The following is a 21,637-nucleotide window of genomic DNA, read 5'->3' as shown; positions in this document are numbered from 1 at the left end:
AATGGCGCGGAGTAATCGTCTTGCAGTTGCTGCAATTGAAGATAGAAAAGAGATAGTAATACCACCAAGGAAAATAAGAGCAGTCCCCCAGGGAAATGAAGAGATTGTTATTACTATAAGAAATGGTGTTGTAGTTAAATTTGTACCGAATATTTACTATCCTTCCTTGGAAGGTGTCGATGGGGATGGAATATAAGGTGTCAAATTTTATTGGCAGGAAGGAAAGTGCCATGGTATATTAGAAGTAATTAAGGGCATATGAAATTTCTTATAAACTGGAGTACAAAGGAGAATCACCGTGGGAAATAGTACTGAAAAAATGGAGAAACTGAATAATTTATTAACTGGACTGGGGAGTATTGTCGTAGCTTTTTCAGGAGGGGTGGATAGTAGCTTTTTAGCAGCAGCAGCAGTAAGAGCTGTTGGAGACAAGGCCATAGCCATCACTGCTTTTTCTGAGACATTGCCGGAGAGTGAAAAAAAAGAAGCAATTGAAATTGCAAAGGAAATTGGTATTAAACACATACTTTTAAATATTAGCGAATTAAATAGTCCCGATTTTGTCGAGAATAATAATCAACGCTGTTATTACTGTAAACAAGAACGATTTTCAGTATTAGTCAATTGGGCCAAAGAAAATAATTATAATTGGGTATTGGATGGATCGAATGTAGACGATTTATCCGATTATCGCCCTGGGATTAAAGCGGTGGAAGAACTAGAACATGTAAGGAGCCCTTTGGTTGAAGCTGGTTTAACGAAAAAGGATATTAGGGAAATATCTAAGAAATGGAACTTGCAGACTTGGAATAAATTAAGTGCTGCTTGCCTTTCTTCAAGGGTGGTTTATGGACTTTCGATTACAGCGGAGAGACTTAACCAAATCGAAAAAGCCGAAGCATTAGTAAAAGAGTTTTGTCCAGGACAAGTTCGAGTACGCCACCATGGAGATATTGCCCGCATTGAAGTGGCGCCAGAAAATATTGGACGAATCACGGTTCCAGAGGTAGCAAAGCAAATTGAGCAAGGACTTAAAAAAATTGGCTTTACATATGTCGCTGTTGATTTGTCGGGATATCGAAGCGGCAGTATGAATGAAGTTTTAGTTTAATAATAAGGTACATGGTATTATCTTGATAATAGGCAGGAGAAAATTTCCTGCCTATTTTTTTATTCCTTTTTGAAAACAGATTTAAACAGTAACACTATTAGTTCCTTACTCATACAGTATAGTAAGAATTAAATTAAATAGTATTACCGCATAGGAGGTATATAGTGTATGAGCATTTTTACAGAATTACGGAATCAATCACTCGTTAGAGAACTAGAACGGGAATTAAATACGGATGTAGTCTTGTTTGGTTTTGATGGATTCGCATATTTCGGTAATCTGCAGGCCGTAGATGATTGTCGTATTGCCATTCTTTCTCCAGCGATAGAAGCCAAGTGCAATGCTGTAGAAATTCTAAGTCCGGGGGGAGAAATCTTACATGTGGATTTCACACGCGTTGATTTATGGAACATAGTTGCCAAAGGAACAGCTATAGTAAGAGATCCTTTTGAAAACTTAGACGCTTCTTTAGAATCAGCTAGAACTGATTTCGAAGAAGCAACAGAACGGACGGAAAGTCGTCATTTAGTTAGAGTATTATGCCGCATGGTTGGTGATTCTGTTGTATTAACAACTCTTGGTGGCTTCTCCATCGAAGGAACTCTTATTGCTATTGACGATTGCTTAGCAATTCTCTCAAATACAGATATCTTTGTTCCTGGTAGCAGTACTCCGATCTCAGATAGAAGGATTAGATCAGCTGTGGTAAATCTAGAAGCTTTAACTTCCGTTTCTGGAGTTTGTTGTTGTTGAAATTTTTTATTTAACTATGAAAAGACTCGGCAGAGGTTTCTTACCGGGTCTTTTTTAGTTAGCATTATTTTGAGAGAAGGTAGATGGTATGCTCATTGCTATGAAACATTTTGGGAATGTCGGAGTGGGAGTTACTTCACCTCAATTATTTCGTGCTAATGACAGAAATTTTTATGTAGTCAAATTGCAAAATAATCGACTAGGTTCTAAGGTATTGGTAAATGAATTTTTAGCAGCAAAGTTGGGTGAAATCATGGGATTATGTTTTCCTGTAAGTTCGAGTATTGAAATTGGGGAAGAAACTATACAGCAAAGTCCGCAGCTACAAGCATTAGGAATAGTTGCGGGGCAGCATTTTGCCTCACGGTACCTAAATCATACAGAATATGTGGGAAAAAATAATTTGTTTAAGGCTGATAATATCACTGAAATGGCTGGAATTTTATTATTTGATTATATGTTTCATAATGCTGATCGTACAAATAATAAAAAAAATCTCTTGTTGCGTAAGGACGAAGCTGGATGCAGAATATATGCGATTGATAATTCTCATTTATTTAGAACTGCCAGATGGACGATTGCCCATCTGAATAGTATTAGTAGAATCATCAAACCATATTATCGTTATTCCTATGGATTATTGCTTAGAGATTGGCTTTCTCCTCCTCATTTTCTTCCCTACGTGAAAAAAGTAAAAGAGATGAGTTGTGAATCCATTCATGAGCTAGTTGCAAAAATTCCAGAAGAATGGTTGTCGGATGATGCTGAACGTCAAGCATTGATAGATTATATTATTTTACGCAGAGATATGGTAGAGGATATTGGAGAAGTATTGTACAAACATATCCCAATGTCAAGGGGCGGATATCAATGGTGGTATAGTACTACAAAATCTCTTATAAGAAAAAATAAGTGAGGCCCAAAGGGGCTTTTAGCTCTTAGTATCACTTTGGCGAGGATTTTTCTTGTGAATTTAAATTTTCCTTAATGAGTAGTGCATTTTTGGTCATTTTTTCGAGAAGTATATATGTCATTTGTATTTCTTCTGGTGTAAAACCTTGGGTAAGAGACGTAGTCCATTGTGTAAGTGTGGATTCAAGAATCGGCTGAAATGACCGACCTTTTTCGGTTAGATATACTTGGTTGGCACGTCGATCGAGTCTATCAACATGCCGTTCAATATATCCTAGTGATTCTAATTTCATAATCGCGCGAGCAATGGTTGTTTTGTCAATTGCTACATGCTTGCTGATTGTATCTTGAGTAATGCCTTCTTGCTGATAAAGAAAAGTGAGGCAAGCGTAGTATCCATTACCGCTTCCTAGACTGTAGGTTCCTAAATGATGATCAAAAAAAGATTGTCCAATTCTATATAAACCAGAGATCCATTTTCCAATGTAGGGTATTTTCTGCATGCTGGTCCTCCTTAAAAGACAGTTATATTATATATAATAGCGACATTAGGAATGAGAGAGCAACTATAATTTGAAATTTCTTTGTAAAGATGATGCATAAAAACAAATTTGGATATTGATTGTTAGTCTGTCAGTAATGGAATATGCTATTTCTTTATAAAGATAGTAAGAATGTGATTTCGTGGAAAAATTAACTATGAAATTTTTAAAAAATAGATTGAAGATTAAGTTTATTTGTAATATAATAAACTTAAATCAAGAAAGGAGGATAAAAAAGTAAAAAGTACGAAGGAAGAAAAATGAGATTGGAATGGGGTGGTTCGATTACAGCAGTTAATGAAGGGTGAACCACAATTATATATATAGTCAGTTACGATAATACGAAAGAGTACAACTAACGTTGTACTGGGAACAGAGCAGCGCTACATTGCTCTTCCCATTACGATAGTAAATGTAACGACGATAAAAAGAGGAAGCTTTGCGCTTCCTCTTTTTCATTTATGCTTGATGGCTGTCTTGTTCTTTCTTAATAATAGTATCCAGAGCTGCGGCGGCTTTTGTAATCACATATTTGCATTTGATGTCTTCCCTGCGATAGTGATCTTTTAAAGGAGTGCAGTCAATATCACCCATTTGTTTCTGATAGGTGTCAAATAATTCTTGTGTTAAGATTTTAATTTTGTCACTTTCGTGGGCCCTGTCTTTAACAAACAAGATACCTAATACCATAATAGCTGCTGTCAGAGCTCCGCATACACTGCCAATGGTCATCCCTCCGCCAAAGCCTGATGCAATTCGCAAAGCTTGGCGAGTCAAACCTAATTGATACACTTCATTAGCACCATATAGTATTTTTTCAGCACAGTTAAGATCTTCTGGTTCTCCATAGCCTTGTTCAATCAAAGTACTCAACATAATCCATTTCCCTCCAGTGATGTGGTTTTAAATAAGATTGAGTGATTCGGGATGGAGTACTCCATCCCAGTCATGTTTTTAGATGGGCTAAGATACTCTTTATAATATAGTAAAAGATACTTATATTATAAAGAGTATCTTTCCAAAGAGCCAAGACATTTCTTTTTTATGTTGGCAGCTTTATGAAAAACAGTAGATGTAAGTGGATATAACAGCAGGTTCATTTTTTCTACTCGCTATTCCTTCTATTTATGTTATAATAATCAAATAATTATAAAGCATTATAAGATGATTCGATATGTATCTTGGAAAAAAACAATCAGCCTTGTGCAGAAGAATCATGAATATTATTTCTTAAAGAAGGGGAAGCTTACCCCAAAATGTATTGGAGGAAGAAGAAATGGATACAACAAGAGAAAAGGCGTGGAGTATTTTAACGCAGCATGTTCAAGAAAAACCGCTATTAAATCATTGTTTAGCAGTAGAAGCTGCTATGCGTGCTTATGCTGCAAAATATGGTGAAGATGTAGAGTACTGGGGAGCTGTAGGATTGCTCCATGATGTTGATTTTGAGAAATATCCTGAAGAGCATCCAGGCAACACCGGAAATATGCTAAAGCCTCACGGCTATACAGATCAATTTATCATCGATATAGAATCTCATGCTAGGGACTGGGCACCAGAAAGAAGCTTATTGCAAAAGGTGTTGCTTGGAGTCGATGAACTTACTGGTTTTATTATTGCATGTGCTTTGGTACGTCCCGATAAAAGTATCGCAAATTTGCAAGTAAAATCCGTTATGAAGAAAATGAAGGATAAAGCATTTGCCAGGGCAGTTAACCGTGAAACCATTGTACAAGGTGCTCAAATGTTAGAAATCGAGCTGCAGGAGCATATTGAGTTTGTTGCAGCAGCATTAGCAAAAGATTTTTCCATGTCATAGTAGTAAAAGGTTTACCTCTTTAATAAGGGAAGAGGCAAACCTTTTATTACTATATGCAATGTATTAAAAACTTGCGTATTGATTATTGGTCTGCCAGGAATGGAATAGTGATTCATATATAATGAACTAAGTCTTTAAAGTTTTGATAATTACGGAAAGTCGATACAGTCCTTCTTTCAATTCAGATAATGAGGCATAGGAATAGGATAGGCGAAGATGGCGGTTTGATAAATAGTCATATATACTTCCAGGATGGATTAAAAGACCTTCATTCAAGGCAAGGTTAAAAAGCTTTTGCATGGAAAGGGGATGGGTCAAGCTAAGCCAAATATAAAAGCCACCTGTCGGAACTTGCCAAGTTGCAATATCTGCAAAATGGGTTTGCAAACTTTTGCAAGCTGCTTCGCGACGAATACGCAGTGCCTTTCGTACTTCTTCTAGATGTTGTTGGTACAGTCCGCTGGCAAACCATTCAGCAGCAGTCCATTGGGATAAGGAGCTTGATCCATAATCATTTTGCATTTTTACATCTGCTAACCGTTCAATAACTGGCTCAGGTCCAACAATCCAACCAATTCGTAGTCCTGGGCTGAGTGATTTTGAAAGACTGCCAATGTAGAGCACAAGTCCTTCTCTTTCAAGAGCCTTTAAAGGTATAGGTGGAGGTGAATCGAGCCAAAGTTCCCGATATACATCGTCTTCAATAACGGGTAATTGTTCTTGTTGGCACAAATGGATAAGGTCTCTGCGTCTTTGCTTTGACATTTCGATACCTGTAGGGTTGTGAAAACAAGGAATGGTATATAGTAAATTTGAATTTTTATGTTGTTTTTGAAATGCAATAGGAGCCAGTTCAATCCCTTCTTTATCAAGAGGAATACCAGAAAATTGCATATTCATGGATTGGAACAATTTGAGGGAAAAAAGATAGGAGGGCTTTTCAAGCAAAATAGTAGAGTCTTTTGGCAGTAAGCTTGAACATATGAGTTGCAAAGCTTGCAATGCGCCTGATACGATCATAATGGATGATACAGAGGTATCAATTCCTAAAGAGCGTAAGTAAATACGGATTTGTTGCCGGAGAAAAAGCAATCCTTTGGGTTCTTCATAACCTAAAGAATTAATACGTTCTGGTAAATTTTGCAATATCGAGCTCATCATGTCCCGAGGAAAAAATTCTGGAGAGAGCTCCCCAGTGCCTAAACGGATCATATTAGGTTTGAACTCTGCCTGATTGATTTCTTGAATGATTTGAAGGTTAGGAAGGTAGAGACCCTTATCTAGGTAAGAATTCCAATTCACAGTTGGAGTAGATGCTAACACTGACCAGGTATTGTTGGCTACCCAAGTGCCGCTTCCTGCTCTCGTTTCCAATAGTCCGTCGGCGATTAATTCATCCAGTGCAATGGTCAGGGTACTGCGATTTACTTGAAGAATATGAGCGAGTCTGCGTTGAGGAGGTAATTTACTATGGATTGGCCATTCGCCAAGAGTGATTTTGTTTTTTATATACTCTGTGATTTGTCGATATAAGGGCATGGAATCTTTATGATTAGGTGCCCAGTCAATCGTTAACATAATTTTCTCCTTACTGGCTGTTTTTTTGATTATAACAAATTGGTTGGGATAAAAACAAGCCAATTGGCTGAAGACATTTCAGTTTGATTTCACTATACTGAAGAAAAACGGTATAGGAGCGAGATTAATGCAAGCTTTTTTTCATGGAATGATTCTAGCTATGGGACTCATATTGCCTTTAGGAGTTCAAAACTTATTTGTCTTTACACAAGGAGCAAGCCAGCCAACCTTTTTACGAGCATTGCCTGTGGTCATTACAGCCTCCCTATGTGATACTTTATTGATTGTATTAGCAGTTCAGGGAGTTTCATTGTTTATTGCGAGTTTTGCCTGGATTAAGATCCTTTTCCTGATGATTGGAGTTGGTTTTTTGGCATATATGGGCTGGTTGACATGGAATAGCACGTGGGCAGGAAATGATACTGGTGCAGGAAAGGGGCTTGGCGTCAAACAGCAGATTGTTTTTGCTGTTACAGTGTCTTTGTTCAATCCTCATGCTGTACTTGATACAATTGGTGTTATTGGAACAAGTGCGATTCATTATACAGGAAATGAAAAAATAGTATTTACTATGGCTTGTATTCTTGTATCTTGGTGCTGGTTTTTTCTTCTAGCTGTTGTTGGATGGAATGTGGGAAAGAAAAAGAGCTTTACCCAGCTATTTGGATATATCAATAAGGTATCGGCGATTTTTATGTGGTTATCTGCTGCGTATATGATTTACAATAGTGTTTTGTAAAAAGGATAATCGAAAAGAAGAAGAGAAATAAAAAGAAATAGTAAAATAAGCGTTCATCCCAATATATAGAAAGGTGACAGTACTTATGAGATTAATTGCAACAGATTTAGATGGAACTTTATTAAATGAGGAACATGAAGTAAGTAAAGAAAATATAAAAGCGATCCAGCGTGCGCAAGAGCAGGGGATTGAAGTAATTGTTGCAACAGGCAGGACCTATTTTGATGCTGTTTCTATTTGTAAGAAATTTGGATTGAATACCTATTTGATATCCTATAATGGTGCAGCGATTCATGATAAAATCGGTCAAGAAATTTCATCCTTAACAATGGGGCGGGATGACGTGAGATACATGGTAAACTGGTTGGAGGAAAGAGATTATTATTATGAAGTTTCCACCAATAAGAAAATTTACATTTCTTCTCATGCGAAAGAAATATTGCAGAGGGAGGCGGAGGGGTTAAGAGGCACAGCCTTTGAAGTGGATTCCACTTATTTTGAAGAAATAGTAGAGCAGATCTTCAGTCAAAGCGGTATGACTCCTGTGAAAAACTATGAGGAGGCTATGGATGCTGAGGAAGCGCTTTATAAGGTTTTTTGCTTTTCTTTTGATGATAAAAAAAGGAAAATTGCGATTGATAACTTTGCTGGAATGAAGCAGTTTTTAATGACATCATCCATGACTAATAATTTTGAGTTGGGGAATAAGGATGCCTCTAAAGGCAATGCATTAAAAATAGTGGCAGATCGTTTAGGAATTTCCCTGGATAAGGCGATGGCAATTGGGGATAACTACAATGATGTTTCTATGATGGAGATTGTTGGATTTAGTGTAGCTATGGGAACGGCAAAAGAGGATATCAAAAAATTATGCAGTTTTGTGACCTATGGCAATGATAAACACGGTGTTGCCCATGCAATCGAACAATTTATGTCCATATAAGGTGAAATAGTGTTATTTTAGCGGCTTCTCGGAAAGTCTTATTTAGGACGGCAAAGGATGAACATAACTAACGATTCAGTGCTTTACTGAACCTACTCTTATAGTTATGCCCATCCTTTGCCTGCTTGTGTTGTGTATGGTTGTTTTTGAGAGTACACTTTTAATCATAGGAGGTCGGTTGAACATGAAAAAATCTCCCGTATTATTTTTAGGTCACGGTTCACCCATGAATATCATCCTTGAGAATGAGTATACAGCTAGTTTAGCGCAGTTGGGACAGTCTCTTCCTAGACCAAAAGCTATTTTAGTCGTATCAGCTCATTGGCTTACAAAAGGTACCTATATTACAACCAATAAACAGCCAGAAACAATTTATGATTTTTATGGTTTTCCTCAGGAATTGTACGATATTCATTATGCATGTCCAGGGGCTACGAAAAAGTTAGAAGAGGTAGCATCTATCTTTGAGAATGCCTCTGTTCAATATGACGAGCAACGTGGATTAGATCATGCGGCATGGTCTGTTTTAAAGCATATGTATCCAAAAGCGGATATACCTGTAATGGCAATGAGTCTCGACCATCAAAAGACACCCCAGGAGCATTATGAATTAGCCAAAAAACTGGCTCCTTTACGGGAACATGACATCCTTATAATTGGTAGTGGCAATATCGTACACAATTTGCGTTTGATTGATTGGGATATGGAGGCCAAAGCTTTTGACTGGGCTGTACATTTTGATAATATAGTCAAAGAACATTTAGTAGCTGGCAATCATCAGTCGTTGATCGAATATGAAAAACTGGGTAAAGAAGCCTTATTGTCCGTACCTACCAATGATCATTATTTGCCTTTCTTATATGCTGCAGCATTACAAGATACGGATGACGAGCTTGCTTTTACCTATGAAGGTTTTCAGAATGCATCCATGTCTATGCGCTGCCTTTCTTTTGGGGTGTAATCAGAATTACATTGACAATTTCATGTTTGAACGGCTTTTCGGCACAATGGCAATGGACGTGGTACTTGTTATTATGCTAGGAGGATTTTCTCCCATATATTTGCTTGTATACCTTTCTGATCTAACCGGATATAAAGGCTCCGTTATAAATCTGTTATATTTGGTTGGTGAAGTCGATGATGTTGATTGGCCAATTTTTCTTGTTCTAAGAACATTTTGTAGTGCTTTTTCGGTGAGAGCCCAAAGGATTTTTTAAAAGACCTTACAAAGTTTGAATAATCACCAAAGCCGCATTCAATACACGTTGTGGTAATAGACTTGCCTCTTTTAATTAGAGCATTTGCTGCGATTAACCTTTTTTGTAAAATATAATTGTGGACAGTATAACCTGTTTGTTGTTTAAATTTACGCATTAAATAGTATTTACTCAGATAAAAAATAGAAGCTAGATTGTCCATGGATAAATCTTCTTTAAGATTAGTATTGATATACTCTAATATGCGCCCTATGGTTTCATCGTATTCAATGTCTGGATACTCAGTGTCAATGTCAATACCCAAATACAGTCTGTTTAGCTGAACAATATATTGCAAAAATAATGAGTTCTTTAGCACTTTACTACCAAATTCGTGGCTTTTGCAAGAGTCCTCCAATTGAGATAGAATCCCTTTTATCCCAATGAGTAAATCAGGTGCTAACCGTAGTAAATTTAATTTTTTTTCAGTAGCTAATTCAAAGCATTTTTGCAAATTGCATTCACTATCACTATGTTGTAATAGAAAAGCTGAATTCACCCAAATCACAATGCGCTCGTAGGTTTCACCTTGATCAATCATCGGCTTATGAATCTCATTGTTGTTTACTAAGAGAATATCCCAAGGCTTTAATTTGTATGTCTTACCTTCAATTAAGTAGGTTACTTTGCCAGATATAAAAATAATAATTTTATTGAAATCATGGTAATGAAATTCGAACTGGATATTCTTGTTATCTTTCAAATGGAAAAATTGAAAATCTTTATCCAAATAACCCCTTTTATAATGTATCTCCTTACTTTCCATAGCCATAAAGAGCATCCTTCCTTCTGTGTAGTGTTTGTGATACTATTGTACAGCATTTTTTACAATAATATGAGCATTTTTAGCAATCATTATAGTGAAAAATATTACTATACTAAGGAGAAAGAATAGTTAGGAGCTGAAAAAATGATGAAAATCACTGTGGCGTTACTGTTTGGGGGCAAATCAACAGAACATGAAGTTTCTTTGCAGTCGGCCAAAAACATTATAAATGCAATTGATAAGGAAAAATACGAACTTACTTTAATCGGAATTGATAAAAGAGGGCAATGGTTCTTATGTGATCAAGAGGATTTCTTGATCAATGGGGATAGCCCTAAAGACATTATGTTAAAGCACAAAGGCTTAGCTGTTGCTTTTCAGATGGGCAAGGACTCAGAACAGCTTATCTGTTTTGCAGAAAAAACATTTACGAAAAGTATTGACGTAGTCTTTCCCATTCTCCATGGGACATATGGAGAGGATGGTACCGTGCAAGGATTGCTAACCCTAGCCAATATACCTTTTGTGGGACCAAGTCCTTTAGGATCAGGAATTGGGATGGATAAAGATGTTGCCAAACGTCTTCTTAGAGATGCTGGTATTCCAGTGGCGAAGAGTTTGACATATCATCAGTGGGAACAGCCTGGGATAAACTTTGAAGCTGTGGTGGAGCAGCTAGGACTGCCAGTTTTCGTAAAACCCGCTAGTCTTGGTTCATCAGTGGGGATTAGTAAAGTGAAACAGCAAGACGAACTTTTTGCGGCGATAAAAGAAGCCTTTGCCTTTGACCACAAAATTATAATAGAAGAGTGTATTGAAGGGCAAGAAATTGAATGTGCCATATTGGGCAATGAAATTCCGATTGCTTCTGCAGTGGGCGCTATTATTCCCCAGCAAGAGTTTTATTCTTATGCTGCAAAATATATTGACGATCAAGGAGCTGCGATTCAAATTCCTGCAGATATTCCAAAAGAAATAGCTGCATTGGTACAAGAGCTAGCAATCAAAGCCTTTCAGGTATTGTGTTGTGAAGGGATGGCTCGTGTTGATTTTTTCTTAACGAAAGAACATAACGTCTTGATCAATGAGATTAATACGATTCCAGGTTTTACAAAAATAAGTATGTATCCTAAGTTATGGGGAATTAGCGGTATTTCTTATACTGATCTGATCGATCGATTAATTCAATTGGCTTTGGAAAGAAATATAAAAGATAAAAGCATCAGAAAATCCTATTAATTATTTTTTTGTCATATATAATAAGCAGTCAGGATACATAAATCATCCTGACTGCTTTTATTACAAATAGTATATTATTTGATGATCATTACTGGGACAGGAGAAGATTGCGATACATTATTACTAATACTTCCTAGAAAGAATTCGCTAATGCCACTCAAGCCTCTGGAGCCAATTACAATTAAATCATAGGCATTATTTGATGCCAAAGATATTATGCGTTCCGCTGGATGACCAAACTCTAAGTTTGTTTCGAATGTAGGGTAGTCACCAATCCGCTCTTTTGCTAATTCAATGATTTTGTAACCTGTTGCTTCTACCTCTTGAATATTAAGTGAAATAAAAGGAATTTCTCCATTGATTCCAACTGTTGGTAGTGTATAATGAGCTTGAACAACATGAACAATAGTGATGGTACTATGAAACTTTTCTCCTAAGGCAGTGGCGTATTCCAAGGCACGCCAAGCGGCTTCAGAGCCATCAACAGGAACTAAAATTTGATTAAACATCACTACACCCCCATTTATTGTTAAGATAAGAGTGATTCTTAGCTTATCTATAGTGTAACATAAAGAAGAGGAAAGTGATATGAAAAAGTCCGATAATTTAGTTAAAAGGTAAAATAGAAGATAAGAGGGAATATTATAAATTACAACATTGAATGAAAGGGTGTGGCCTGTGGAATATACAGGGCTGATCATTAGTATACTATGTGTTCTCTTCATCTTAGCTGGAGTTGTCATGACCATAATGGGGTTGCCTGGAAATACCTTGATTTTATTGACGGGGCTGGCATATGGCTATTATGATCATTTTGATAGGATGGATTATGCTGTTTTGGTGATTGTATTTGGTATTTTTATTATTGGAGAGATTATTGAATTTGTGGCAGGGTTAATTGGTGCAAAAAAAGAAAAAGCATCGAAAAGGGCAATGCTCGCTCCCTTTATCGGCACGATTGTGGGAGGGATAGGGGGAACGGCCTTATTGCCGATTATCGGTTCTTTGTTAGGAGCTTTATTAGGGGCGTTTATTGTTACTGTGCTAGCAGAGTATAGTAAAACCAAAGATTTAACACAAGCTAAAAAAGTGGCTAAAAGTGTGGTAAAAGGACAAATTTTTGGTATTATTATTAAGTCTGCTACTGCAGTCGGCATGGCGATTCTATTAATTTATCAGCTAAAATGGCAGTAATCGAAATGAGTTTTCAGTTAATCTTGATGGCTGCCTTTGGCGCTTATAAATAATTGTCCTTTTGAATCAATGACTCCGTACATGACATGAGAGGCACTTTTAATATTTCGAGCTGACAATTGTTCTTCTAGCCAGGTATGAGTAAGATTTTGTTTCTGTAAATTTTCTTCGATAATCTCGCCGTCCATAATCAATTCTACAGGAAGCATAGGATCCGGGAGATGGATATTCATATCACTCTTAGTTAACGGCTGGAAACCTGATTTTTTAATAATACTCATTTCTCCTGTTGTTTCAAGAATTGCATACTGTACCTCACTTATATCGACAACATCTTTGCTTCGTAGTAAGGCATTCAGCTCGTCTAGATCAAAACGAAGAGATTTCATATTCTCTTTAATGATACGACCATTTTCAATTAAAATACTGGGTGAACCTTCAATCAGTGTTCGAAATGGTCGGCTTTTTAAAGCACAGAGGGAAATGATGTAAGTAAGTACTGCAAATAGGATTAGATCATAATAATTACTCCATATTTTATCGGGATCGGATGCAGCAATGGTAGCGGCAAGTGATCCGATCGTAATACCACTGACATATTCGTAAAAGGTTAGCTGTCCCACTTGGGTTTTGTCTAGTAGGCGGGTAAGAATCAATAAAGTAACAAAAATTAGAGTTGTTTGCCAAGTATCTCGTAAAAAATCATTCCAGTTCATTTGTTATCTCCCTCTTATTAACCAAATTTCTAGTACTTCATCTGTACTAAAGTAACAGAGCTTTTAGTGCAGATGAAGTGCTAGATATCTATCCGATGAGCAAACTATTCTAGGCGTTTATCTTTGCAATAGTAGTAAGATCTTACGAAAGTTAAAATTTCACCAGAATTAGGTCTTTATTATAGAGTAGACCAATTGTGAAAAATATATTAATATTTTTTTAGGAGTGATCATATTGTTTTCCATTGTTTCCAAGCTTCCCAAAGCCTTGTGGATTGTTGCTATTGCTCATGGTGTTACCGATTTGTCTGCAGGTGCTTTATTAGTAGCGTTACCCTTTTTAAAAGCAAAGTTTGCTTTAACCTATGCCCAAGTAAGTGCGATTGCCCTTATGCAGAATTTAACATCCTCTGCTAGTCAGCCTTTATTTGGATATTTCAGTGATCGAAGCCCCCGGCCTTGGCTTATGCCTGCCGGCTGTTTGCTTTCAGGAGTGGCGATGTTGGCTTCATTGTGGGCTCCTCACTATTATCTTACATTGTTATTTACGGCGATTGCAGGGCTTGGTATGGCAGCATTTCATCCAGAGGCGGCTAAGACTGCCAGCCAATTAAGTGGCAAAGCGAAAGGCAAAGGAGTCAGTTTATTTGCTGTAGGAGGCAATGCGGGTTTTGCCGTAGGTTCATTGCTATTAGCGACACTATTGTACGGCGGATTCAGTATAAAAGTGCTTCTTTATATTTTGCCTTATGTATTACTGGGAATTCCTTTGATACAAATGACGCGGAATTTAGTTAGACCAGAAGCCAAACAGCCTGGGAGCCTGAAAAGCTTTAGGGCGTCTATCAATTGGCCTTTGCTATCACTTTTAGGGATGGTACTGTCAAGATCAACAGTTGCTGCGGGTATTAGTACCTTTGTACCTCTATATTATGTATCATATTTACATGGCAGTGAGATATATGCGAGTTCTTTGCTAACCGTGTATTTAGCGACGAGTGCTTTTGGGACGCTGATGGGCGGTGCGATGAGTGATCGTTACGGCAGTAAACGTGTAATGATCTATTCGATTTTACCCATTTCTCTTCTATTGTATTTATTCCCTATTGCTGGTGATATTGGAGCCTTTGTTGTGCTGTCTCTTGCTAGTATATTATTATCTGCAACCTTTACCAGCAGCTTGATCTTAGCCCAAAGAATGATGCCCAATAATGTAGGGATGGCTTCGGGATTAACGATTGGTTTAAGTGTAGGATTAGGTGCAATGGGAGTACTGGCATTGGGAAAAGTGGCTGATGTTTGGGGAATGCCTCTAATTTTTACGGTATTAGCCTGTTTGCCAGTTATTGGATTTATATTAACTTTATTTGTGAAAGAACCAGAGGAGGCAGCAGTAGGATTAGTCGTTCAAGTTAGTAAATAAATGAACATAATAAATACGAAAGGGGGAGAATGAAATGCCGCAATTTCTTATTAAAGGTATGAAAGTAAAAGAGATACAAAATATCAGTACACAACTGGTAAATGAGCTGGAAGAGATTATTGGTTGTCCCCGTGACTATTTTAGAATTGAATGTGTGGATTCCACCTTGATTAAAGATGGAGATATAATTGCAGAATGTCCTATGGTGCAGGTGAATTGGTTTGATAGAGGACAAGACATTCAAGATAAAGTGGCTGCTAGTTTAACGGAAAATATTAAACGAGCTGGTTACGAACAAGTAGAAATATTTTTTATTGTCCTAGAACGAAATAAATATTATGAGAATGGAAGGCATCTCTAATTTCACGTTGTCATAATGAGAAACAGGTCTGCATTATTGTTAACAGTAATGCAGACCTGTTTCTTTAGTTTAAATAAAGAGTAGTCTCAAGCTTCTGGCGACTCAATTAATTCATAGACTGCTATTTCGCCAATTTCCCTAATTAGCAGCAAGAATTACATCAGTGTTGGTTTTGTTAAGTACGGCTATATTGCTAGGACCGCCTTTATTATCGATGGTGAAATGTTTAATTTTCTTACTCGTATCGTCAATAAAATCAATCTTGCATATTAATGCCTCATTTGTTAGTATTAAACTATTCAGACAATTAAACGGATATAAAATGGCGTTTAACCAGTTAAAAAGAAACTAAAATAGTTGCTAAAATCAATCCAGGATTGTATACAATTCAGCAATTGAGGAGGATGTAGCATGTATGATATATGTATTATTGGTGCTGGGGTTGTAGGGACGAATATCGCGCGGGAATTAGCAAAATATCAGGTACGTGTATGTCTTGTAGAAAAAGAAGAAGACGTGGGCTGTGGTGCATCGAAAGCAAATAGCGGGATTGTCCATGGCGGCTACTCGGATGAACCAGGTACTCTAAAAGCAGAGTTATGTGTAAAAGGGAATCGAATGTACGAACAGTTAAATAAAGAATTGAATTTCGGCTATCGAGAAACAGGTTCCGTAGTATTGGCTTTTCGCGATGAGGATATGAAAACATTAGAAAAACTATATCAATATGGTATAAAAAATGGTGTTGGTGGGCTTGCCATTATTGATGGAGAAAAAGTAAGAGAGCTAGAACCTTATGTGAGTAAGGAGGTAAAGGCTGCTCTTTATTGCAGGAATGCAGGTGTAACTTCTCCTTATGAGTTTGTTATTGCCTTGGCGGAAAATGCGATAACAAATGGGGTTGAATTAAAATTAAATACTGCCGTGGTTGGAATTGAAAAGGTAGATGATTATTTTAAAGTAGCTACGAATAAGGGAGAAATACAAACCCAATATGTTATCAATGCCGCTGGCATATATTGTGATAAAATTTCCAGTTTGATCGGTATTGATGATTTTCATATTATTCCTCGCAGGGGTCAATATGTTTTATTAGATAAAGAACAAAATTATCTGGCTAATTCTGTAATCTTTCAAGTGCCTACTGAACTGGGAAAAGGAATCTTGGTAACGACTACATATCACGGCAATCTGATGGTAGGCCCGAATGCGGAAGAGATAAATGATAAAGATGACGTAGGTACAACTCAAGACGTATTGGAAAACATAGTGAAAACAGCTAGAATGTCCGTGCCTGATTTTGATATGAAACAAGCAATTACATCCTTTGCTGGGAATCGTCCTATTTCCAGTAAAAAAGATTGGATTATTGAAGAGAGCCGCGTAGCCGGATTTATTAATTTGATAGGTATTGACTCTCCAGGGCTTACAGCTTCCCCAGCCATTGCTTTAAAAGTCGTTGAGCTACTAAAGCTGGCAGGTTTGGAACTGAAAAATAAGAAGGATTTTATGGCGTATCGTAAGCCTATCATTCAAGTAAAAGATGAAAACTTCAAAGGCGATATAAATTCGACAAATCCTGATGAGCATATTATTTGTAGATGTGAGCAGGTAACTGAAACTGAGATTATTGATGCTCTGCACCGTAACATCGCGATCAAATCCATCGATGCGATTAAGAGGCGTACAAGAGCAGGTATGGGCAAATGCCAAAGTGGATTTTGTCTCTCGCGGGTAAAGGAAATCATTGCTCGTGAACTTCATATTCCAGTAGAGGAAGTAACACAGCGAGGGAAGGATTCACCTGGACTGCCGGAAAGAGCAAAACGAGGAAAGTATATAAAATTGTAAACTCTGAGAGTAAATAGCCTTAACTTATTAAGAGTTAGGCTATTTATTTTTTTAGGACCGTTTCCCTGCGTATAAGGTTTTTGCTTATAGCAGGATTTTTAGATAAAGATAGCTAAATAGAATTATGTATTTTTTAAAAAAAGGGAGAAAATATGAAGATTAATATCACTAAAAAAGAGTATCAGTTGTTTTTGGATATGGTGTACCTAAATGACTGGGTACTACATGCTCATTCAGAAGAAAGAACGGAGAAAGAAAAGCCTTATAAAGAATTGGAACAAAAGATACTGGCTTTCGCAAATGAATTTGGGATGGAAGAGATGGTGGAAAGGAACGAAAAAACAGGAGAGCATTTTCTTAATAAAGAATTTACAACACATAGTCAAATCGTAAAACATATTGAGAATTTTGAAAACGCTACTTTTTGGGAGGAGTTAATTGAAAGACTTGCCAGAAGGGATTTTATCAAAAAATATGGTGAGGAAGCCATTTTACAAATGTCTATTAGCGAACGATTTGAAAAAGAGATGTCTTTTCATCAAGAATACCATAAAGAGTTTGGTGAAAATGGTCTAGATAATTTGCAAATTCACAATTTGTAGAAAGAATAAGTGAATAATAGAACTTATAATTTATCAGAAAATTTAGCAAATGTCAATAAAGTTTGCAAAAAAAAGAATATTTTTTTTGTAGTTATATAGGAATTTTGATTTCAATGTCGAATGATAACTGAGTAGAAAATTGTGGTGAAGTAATTTTGTATGGATTCATGAAGAAAATTTATGAATATTGTATACAATATTGCTTGTCGCATTTAGTAACATAAAGAGAAAGAAGGAGATACTTATGAGAAAAATGAAGACAATGGACGGGAACACTGCTGCAGCTTATATTTCTTATGCCTTTACAGATGTGGCGGCAATTTTTCCAATTACCCCATCTTCACCTATGGCAGAAGCTGTTGATGAATGGTCGGCTCAAGGAAAGAAAAACCTTTTTGGACAAACCGTAAAAGTTATGGAAATGCAGTCAGAGGCTGGTGCTGCTGGTGCAGTGCACGGTTCTTTACAAGCAGGTGCTTTGACTACGACTTACACTGCATCTCAAGGTCTCTTGCTTATGATTCCTAACATGTATAAAGTTGCTGGGGAATTACTTCCAGCTGTTTTCCATGTTAGTGCTAGAGCATTGGCTACCAATGCGCTTAATATATTTGGCGATCATCAGGATGTTATGGCCGCTAGACAAACTGGCTGTGCATTGCTTGCTGAAAGCAGCGTACAAGAAGTTATGGATTTGAGTGCTGTTGCACATTTAGCAGCATTAAAAGGGAAAGTTCCTTTTATCAATTTCTTTGATGGTTTTAGAACCTCTCATGAAATACAAAAAATTGAAACCATCGAATATGATGAACTAGCTAAATTGTTAGATGTAAATGATGTAGATACTTTCAGAAGAAATGCATTGAATCCTGATCATCCAGTACTTCGTGGTACTGCACAAAATCCTGATATTTATTTCCAAGAAAGAGAAGTTTCTAATAAATATTATGATGCGTTACCTGAAATTGTAGAAAATTACATGGCTGAGATTAATAAGATTACCGGTAGAGATTACCATCTCTTTAATTATTATGGTGCACCAGATGCGGATAGAATGATTATTGCTATGGGTTCAGCCTGTGAAGCGATTGAAGAAACGGTAGATTATTTGAATGCAAATGGTGAAAAAGTTGGTTTATTGAATGTTCATTTGTATAGACCATTCTCCATTGAACACTTCTTTAAGTATATCCCTGAAACAGTAAAAAAGATTGCTGTTCTTGACAGAACAAAAGAGCCTGGTTCTTTGGCTGAACCTTTATATCTTGATGTAAAAACAGCCTTCTATAATCGTGGAACTCACCCTGTGATTGTAGGCGGAAGATATGGACTTGGCTCTAAAGATGTAGTACCTGCTCATATTGTTGCCGTTTATGAAAATTTAAAAGCCGATGCACCTAAAGATGGATTTACCATTGGTATTGTTGATGACGTAACCTTCAAATCTTTGCCAACTGCTGCAGATGTTGATACGACTCCTGAAGGAACAAAAGCTTGTAAGTTCTGGGGTCTTGGTTCAGATGGCACGGTTGGTGCGAATAAGAGCGCAATCAAAATTATCGGCGATAAAACGGATATGTACGCACAAGCTTATTTCGCTTATGATTCTAAAAAATCTGGCGGTATTACAGTTTCCCATCTTAGATTTGGTAAAAAACCAATCAAATCTCCATATTTAATTAACAAAGCTGATTTTGTAGCTTGCCATAATCAATCCTATGTAGATAAATATGATGTATTAGTTGGATTAAAACCAAATGGCAGCTTCTTGCTCAATTGCATTTGGGACCAAGAAGAATTAGAAACAAAATTGCCAGGCTTTATGAAACGTTATATTGCACAAAACAATATTAACTTCTACACACTGAATGCTGTCAAAATTGCGCAAGAAATTGGATTGGGCGGCAGAATCAACATGATCATGCAGTCTGCGTTCTTTAAAATTGCTCATATTATTCCAGTTGAAGATGCGGTTAACTACTTAAAAGATGCAGTTGTTGGTTCTTATGGTAATAAAGGTCAAAAAGTGATTGACATGAATAATGCTGCTATTGATAAAGGCGTGGAATCCATTGTCAAAGTTACCATTCCAGAAAGCTGGAAAACTGCTAGTGACAGCATAAAAGATGAAGCTCATTTTGCTTGTGCTTGCAGCAATGCGAATCAAAAACAAGTACCTGAATTTATTGAAAAAATCCTTGTACCAATGAATAGACAAGAAGGCGATTCATTACCAGTGAGTGCTTTTACTGGCAGCATGGAAGATGGTACTTTCCCTCTTGGAACATCTGCCTTTGAAAAACGTGGTATTGCAATTAATGTTCCTGAATGGCAAATGGACAAATGTATCCAATGTAATCAGTGCGCGTTCGTATGCCCTCATGCTGTAATCAGACCTGTCTTAGTGAATGAAGAAGAGATGAAAAATGTACCTGAAGGCTTTACTGCAAAAGCAGCTGTTGGTGTAAAAGACTTGCAGTTCAGACTTGCTATTTCTCCTCTTGATTGTACTGGCTGCGGCAACTGCGCACAGGTATGTCCTGCAAAAGAAAAAGCATTGATTATGAAACCGTTGGATACACAATTACATGAAGTGAAATTATGGGATTATCTTGCTAATATTTTACCTAAAGAAAATCCTCTGAAAAAGAATACTGTAAAAGGCAGCCAATTTGAACAGCCATTGTTAGAATTCTCTGGTGCTTGCGCAGGCTGCGGCGAAACTCCTTATGTTAAACTTGTTACCCAATTGTTTGGTGATCGCATGATGGTTGCTAATGCTACTGGTTGTACATCCATCTGGGGTGGTAGTGCTCCATCGATACCATACACAACAAATCATGAAGGACATGGTCCAGCATGGGCGAATTCCTTATTCGAAGATAATGCTGAATTTGGTCTTGGTATGCATTTAGGTGTAAAAGCACTGAGAGATAAATTAGCGGTTACGGTTAAAGAAGCTATTGAACTTAATATTAGTGCGGAACTAAAAGCTGCTTTGGCAGATTGGTTGGAGCATAAAGATAGCGGTGAAGCAAGTCGTTCCAGAGCAAACCTTGTGGCTAGTCTTGTAGCTGCAGAAAAAGGCGACAATGCTTTATTGAATGAAATTGATAAAAATAAAGATTTCTTGGTGAAAAGATCACAATGGATCTTTGGTGGCGATGGCTGGGCTTATGATATCGGCTACGGCGGTTTGGATCATGTATTGGCATCTGGTGAAGATGTGAATGTTTTGGTACTTGATACTGAAATCTATTCGAATACTGGCGGACAGGCTTCCAAGTCCACTCCAGCTGCTGCAATTGCGCAATTTGCTGCTAGCGGTAAAACCACGAAGAAGAAAGATCTTGGTATGATGGCTATGAGCTATGGTTATGTGTATGTTGCACAAATTGCTATGGGCGCTGATAAAAATCAGACTTTAAAAGCAATTGCTGAAGCAGAAGCATATCCAGGTCCATCTCTTGTCATTGCATATGCTCCTTGCATAAGCCATGGTTTGAGAAAAGGTATGGGCTTTAGTCAGCTTGAAATTAAAAATGCCGTAGAATGCGGATATTGGGGAATGTATCGCTATAACCCAACATTAAAAGAAGAAGATAAGAATCCATTCATTCTGGATTCCAAAGAGCCAACAGCTAACTTCCAAGAATTCTTGATGGGTGAAGTGCGCTTTGCATCCCTTAAGAAACAATATCCAGATTTAGCTGATGCCTTATTTGCGAAAACAGAAAAAGATGCTAAGGAAAGATTAGCAACTTATAAAAGACTTGCACAATCATAAGTAGTAATTTCTATTAAAAGAGGCATTTGGCAGCTCGCTAGCGAG

General features: G+C 37.2%; 21 protein-coding genes. 15 read left to right on the top strand and 6 right to left on the bottom strand.

From position 1 onward, the window contains the following. Position 1: 1 nt before the first annotated feature. From LMF89_RS11945 to LMF89_RS11930, 4 genes are all read left to right on the top strand, one after another. Complete coding sequence (locus LMF89_RS11945; RefSeq protein WP_229535278.1) at positions 2 to 196, top strand: hypothetical protein; 195 nt, start codon at positions 2 to 4, stop codon at positions 194 to 196. Positions 197 to 298: 102 nt separating this feature from the next. Continuing rightward, the gene (larE, locus tag LMF89_RS11940) at positions 299 to 1,111 is read left to right on the top strand and encodes an ATP-dependent sacrificial sulfur transferase LarE (RefSeq protein WP_229535277.1); all 813 of its coding nucleotides are present in this window, start codon (positions 299 to 301) and stop codon (positions 1,109 to 1,111) included. A 168-nt stretch (positions 1,112 to 1,279) separates the two neighbouring features. Next, positions 1,280 to 1,864 (top strand): hypothetical protein, encoded by a 585-nt coding sequence (locus LMF89_RS11935; RefSeq protein WP_229535276.1) that lies wholly within the window; start codon positions 1,280 to 1,282, stop codon positions 1,862 to 1,864. 88 nt (positions 1,865 to 1,952) lie between these two features. Continuing rightward, a complete protein-coding gene (locus LMF89_RS11930; protein WP_229535275.1) occupies positions 1,953 to 2,780 on the top strand; it encodes a HipA family kinase in 828 nt (275 codons plus the stop codon). Positions 2,781 to 2,808: 28 nt separating this feature from the next. Here the strand turns inward: LMF89_RS11930 and LMF89_RS11925 are convergent, their stop codons facing one another. Together LMF89_RS11925 and LMF89_RS11920 are read right to left on the bottom strand one after the other, a co-directional pair. Beyond that, positions 2,809 to 3,279, bottom strand: a complete 471-nt coding sequence (locus LMF89_RS11925; RefSeq protein WP_229535274.1) for a MarR family winged helix-turn-helix transcriptional regulator — start codon at positions 3,277 to 3,279, stop codon at positions 2,809 to 2,811. A 498-nt stretch (positions 3,280 to 3,777) separates the two neighbouring features. Then, a complete protein-coding gene (locus LMF89_RS11920) occupies positions 3,778 to 4,194 on the bottom strand; it encodes a C-GCAxxG-C-C family (seleno)protein (RefSeq protein ID WP_229535273.1) in 417 nt (138 codons plus the stop codon). A 400-nt stretch (positions 4,195 to 4,594) separates the two neighbouring features. Between LMF89_RS11920 and LMF89_RS11915 the strand changes: the two genes are divergently transcribed. Continuing rightward, the gene (locus tag LMF89_RS11915; RefSeq protein ID WP_229535272.1) at positions 4,595 to 5,137 is read left to right on the top strand and encodes an HDIG domain-containing metalloprotein; all 543 of its coding nucleotides are present in this window, start codon (positions 4,595 to 4,597) and stop codon (positions 5,135 to 5,137) included. Positions 5,138 to 5,263: 126 nt separating this feature from the next. On the opposite strand, the gene LMF89_RS11910 is transcribed toward LMF89_RS11915, so the two are convergent. Further along, entirely contained in the window at positions 5,264 to 6,715 is a 1,452-nt protein-coding gene (locus tag LMF89_RS11910; RefSeq protein WP_229535271.1) for an aminotransferase-like domain-containing protein, read from the bottom strand. A gap of 127 nt (positions 6,716 to 6,842) precedes the next feature. Here LMF89_RS11910 and LMF89_RS11905 point away from each other — a divergent pair, with 127 nt between their 5' ends. The 3 genes from LMF89_RS11905 (at position 6,843) to ygiD (ending at position 9,358) form a co-directional block, all read left to right on the top strand. Beyond that, on the top strand, positions 6,843 to 7,454 hold the full coding sequence (locus LMF89_RS11905; RefSeq protein WP_229535270.1) for a LysE/ArgO family amino acid transporter: 612 nt from the start codon (positions 6,843 to 6,845) through the stop codon (positions 7,452 to 7,454). An 85-nt stretch (positions 7,455 to 7,539) separates the two neighbouring features. After that, positions 7,540 to 8,397, top strand: a complete 858-nt coding sequence (locus tag LMF89_RS11900; RefSeq protein ID WP_229535269.1) for a Cof-type HAD-IIB family hydrolase — start codon at positions 7,540 to 7,542, stop codon at positions 8,395 to 8,397. Between the two features lie 184 nt (positions 8,398 to 8,581). Further along, a complete protein-coding gene (gene ygiD / locus LMF89_RS11895; RefSeq protein WP_229535268.1) occupies positions 8,582 to 9,358 on the top strand; it encodes a 4,5-DOPA-extradiol-dioxygenase in 777 nt (258 codons plus the stop codon). Positions 9,359 to 9,501: 143 nt separating this feature from the next. Here the strand turns inward: ygiD and LMF89_RS11890 are convergent, their stop codons facing one another. Next, positions 9,502 to 10,425 carry an AraC family transcriptional regulator gene (locus LMF89_RS11890; RefSeq protein ID WP_229535267.1) on the bottom strand — a complete coding sequence of 308 codons (924 nt, stop codon included), beginning with the start codon at positions 10,423 to 10,425 and terminating at the stop codon, positions 9,502 to 9,504. A 138-nt stretch (positions 10,426 to 10,563) separates the two neighbouring features. Here LMF89_RS11890 and ddlA point away from each other — a divergent pair, with 138 nt between their 5' ends. Beyond that, positions 10,564 to 11,658 (top strand): D-alanine--D-alanine ligase, encoded by a 1,095-nt coding sequence (gene ddlA, locus LMF89_RS11885; protein WP_229535266.1) that lies wholly within the window; start codon positions 10,564 to 10,566, stop codon positions 11,656 to 11,658. Positions 11,659 to 11,732: 74 nt separating this feature from the next. Here the strand turns inward: ddlA and LMF89_RS11880 are convergent, their stop codons facing one another. Further along, on the bottom strand, positions 11,733 to 12,167 hold the full coding sequence (locus LMF89_RS11880) for a universal stress protein (RefSeq protein WP_229535265.1): 435 nt from the start codon (positions 12,165 to 12,167) through the stop codon (positions 11,733 to 11,735). Between the two features lie 169 nt (positions 12,168 to 12,336). Between LMF89_RS11880 and LMF89_RS11875 the strand changes: the two genes are divergently transcribed. Further along, on the top strand, positions 12,337 to 12,852 hold the full coding sequence (locus LMF89_RS11875) for a DUF456 family protein (RefSeq protein WP_229535264.1): 516 nt from the start codon (positions 12,337 to 12,339) through the stop codon (positions 12,850 to 12,852). A gap of 17 nt (positions 12,853 to 12,869) precedes the next feature. Here the strand turns inward: LMF89_RS11875 and LMF89_RS11870 are convergent, their stop codons facing one another. Further along, a complete protein-coding gene (locus LMF89_RS11870) occupies positions 12,870 to 13,568 on the bottom strand; it encodes a DUF421 domain-containing protein (RefSeq protein WP_229535263.1) in 699 nt (232 codons plus the stop codon). Between the two features lie 235 nt (positions 13,569 to 13,803). Between LMF89_RS11870 and LMF89_RS11865 the strand changes: the two genes are divergently transcribed. The 5 genes from LMF89_RS11865 (at position 13,804) to nifJ (ending at position 21,592) form a co-directional block, all read left to right on the top strand. Then, complete coding sequence (locus LMF89_RS11865; protein ID WP_229535262.1) at positions 13,804 to 14,991, top strand: MFS transporter; 1,188 nt, start codon at positions 13,804 to 13,806, stop codon at positions 14,989 to 14,991. A 34-nt stretch (positions 14,992 to 15,025) separates the two neighbouring features. Continuing rightward, complete coding sequence (locus tag LMF89_RS11860; protein ID WP_007957710.1) at positions 15,026 to 15,352, top strand: DUF1904 family protein; 327 nt, start codon at positions 15,026 to 15,028, stop codon at positions 15,350 to 15,352. 411 nt (positions 15,353 to 15,763) lie between these two features. Further along, complete coding sequence (locus tag LMF89_RS11855) at positions 15,764 to 17,203, top strand: NAD(P)/FAD-dependent oxidoreductase (protein ID WP_229535261.1); 1,440 nt, start codon at positions 15,764 to 15,766, stop codon at positions 17,201 to 17,203. A 152-nt stretch (positions 17,204 to 17,355) separates the two neighbouring features. Next, on the top strand, positions 17,356 to 17,805 hold the full coding sequence (locus LMF89_RS11850; RefSeq protein WP_229535260.1) for a hypothetical protein: 450 nt from the start codon (positions 17,356 to 17,358) through the stop codon (positions 17,803 to 17,805). Positions 17,806 to 18,049: 244 nt separating this feature from the next. Next, positions 18,050 to 21,592 carry a pyruvate:ferredoxin (flavodoxin) oxidoreductase gene (gene nifJ / locus LMF89_RS11845; protein ID WP_229535259.1) on the top strand — a complete coding sequence of 1,181 codons (3,543 nt, stop codon included), beginning with the start codon at positions 18,050 to 18,052 and terminating at the stop codon, positions 21,590 to 21,592. The last annotated feature ends 45 nt before the right edge of the window (positions 21,593 to 21,637 follow it).

It is taken from the genome of Pelosinus baikalensis, from assembly GCF_020819555.1.
GTDB lineage: Bacteria > Bacillota > Negativicutes > DSM-13327 > DSM-13327 > Pelosinus > Pelosinus baikalensis.
This window is presented reverse-complemented; position numbering and strand designations above follow the sequence as displayed.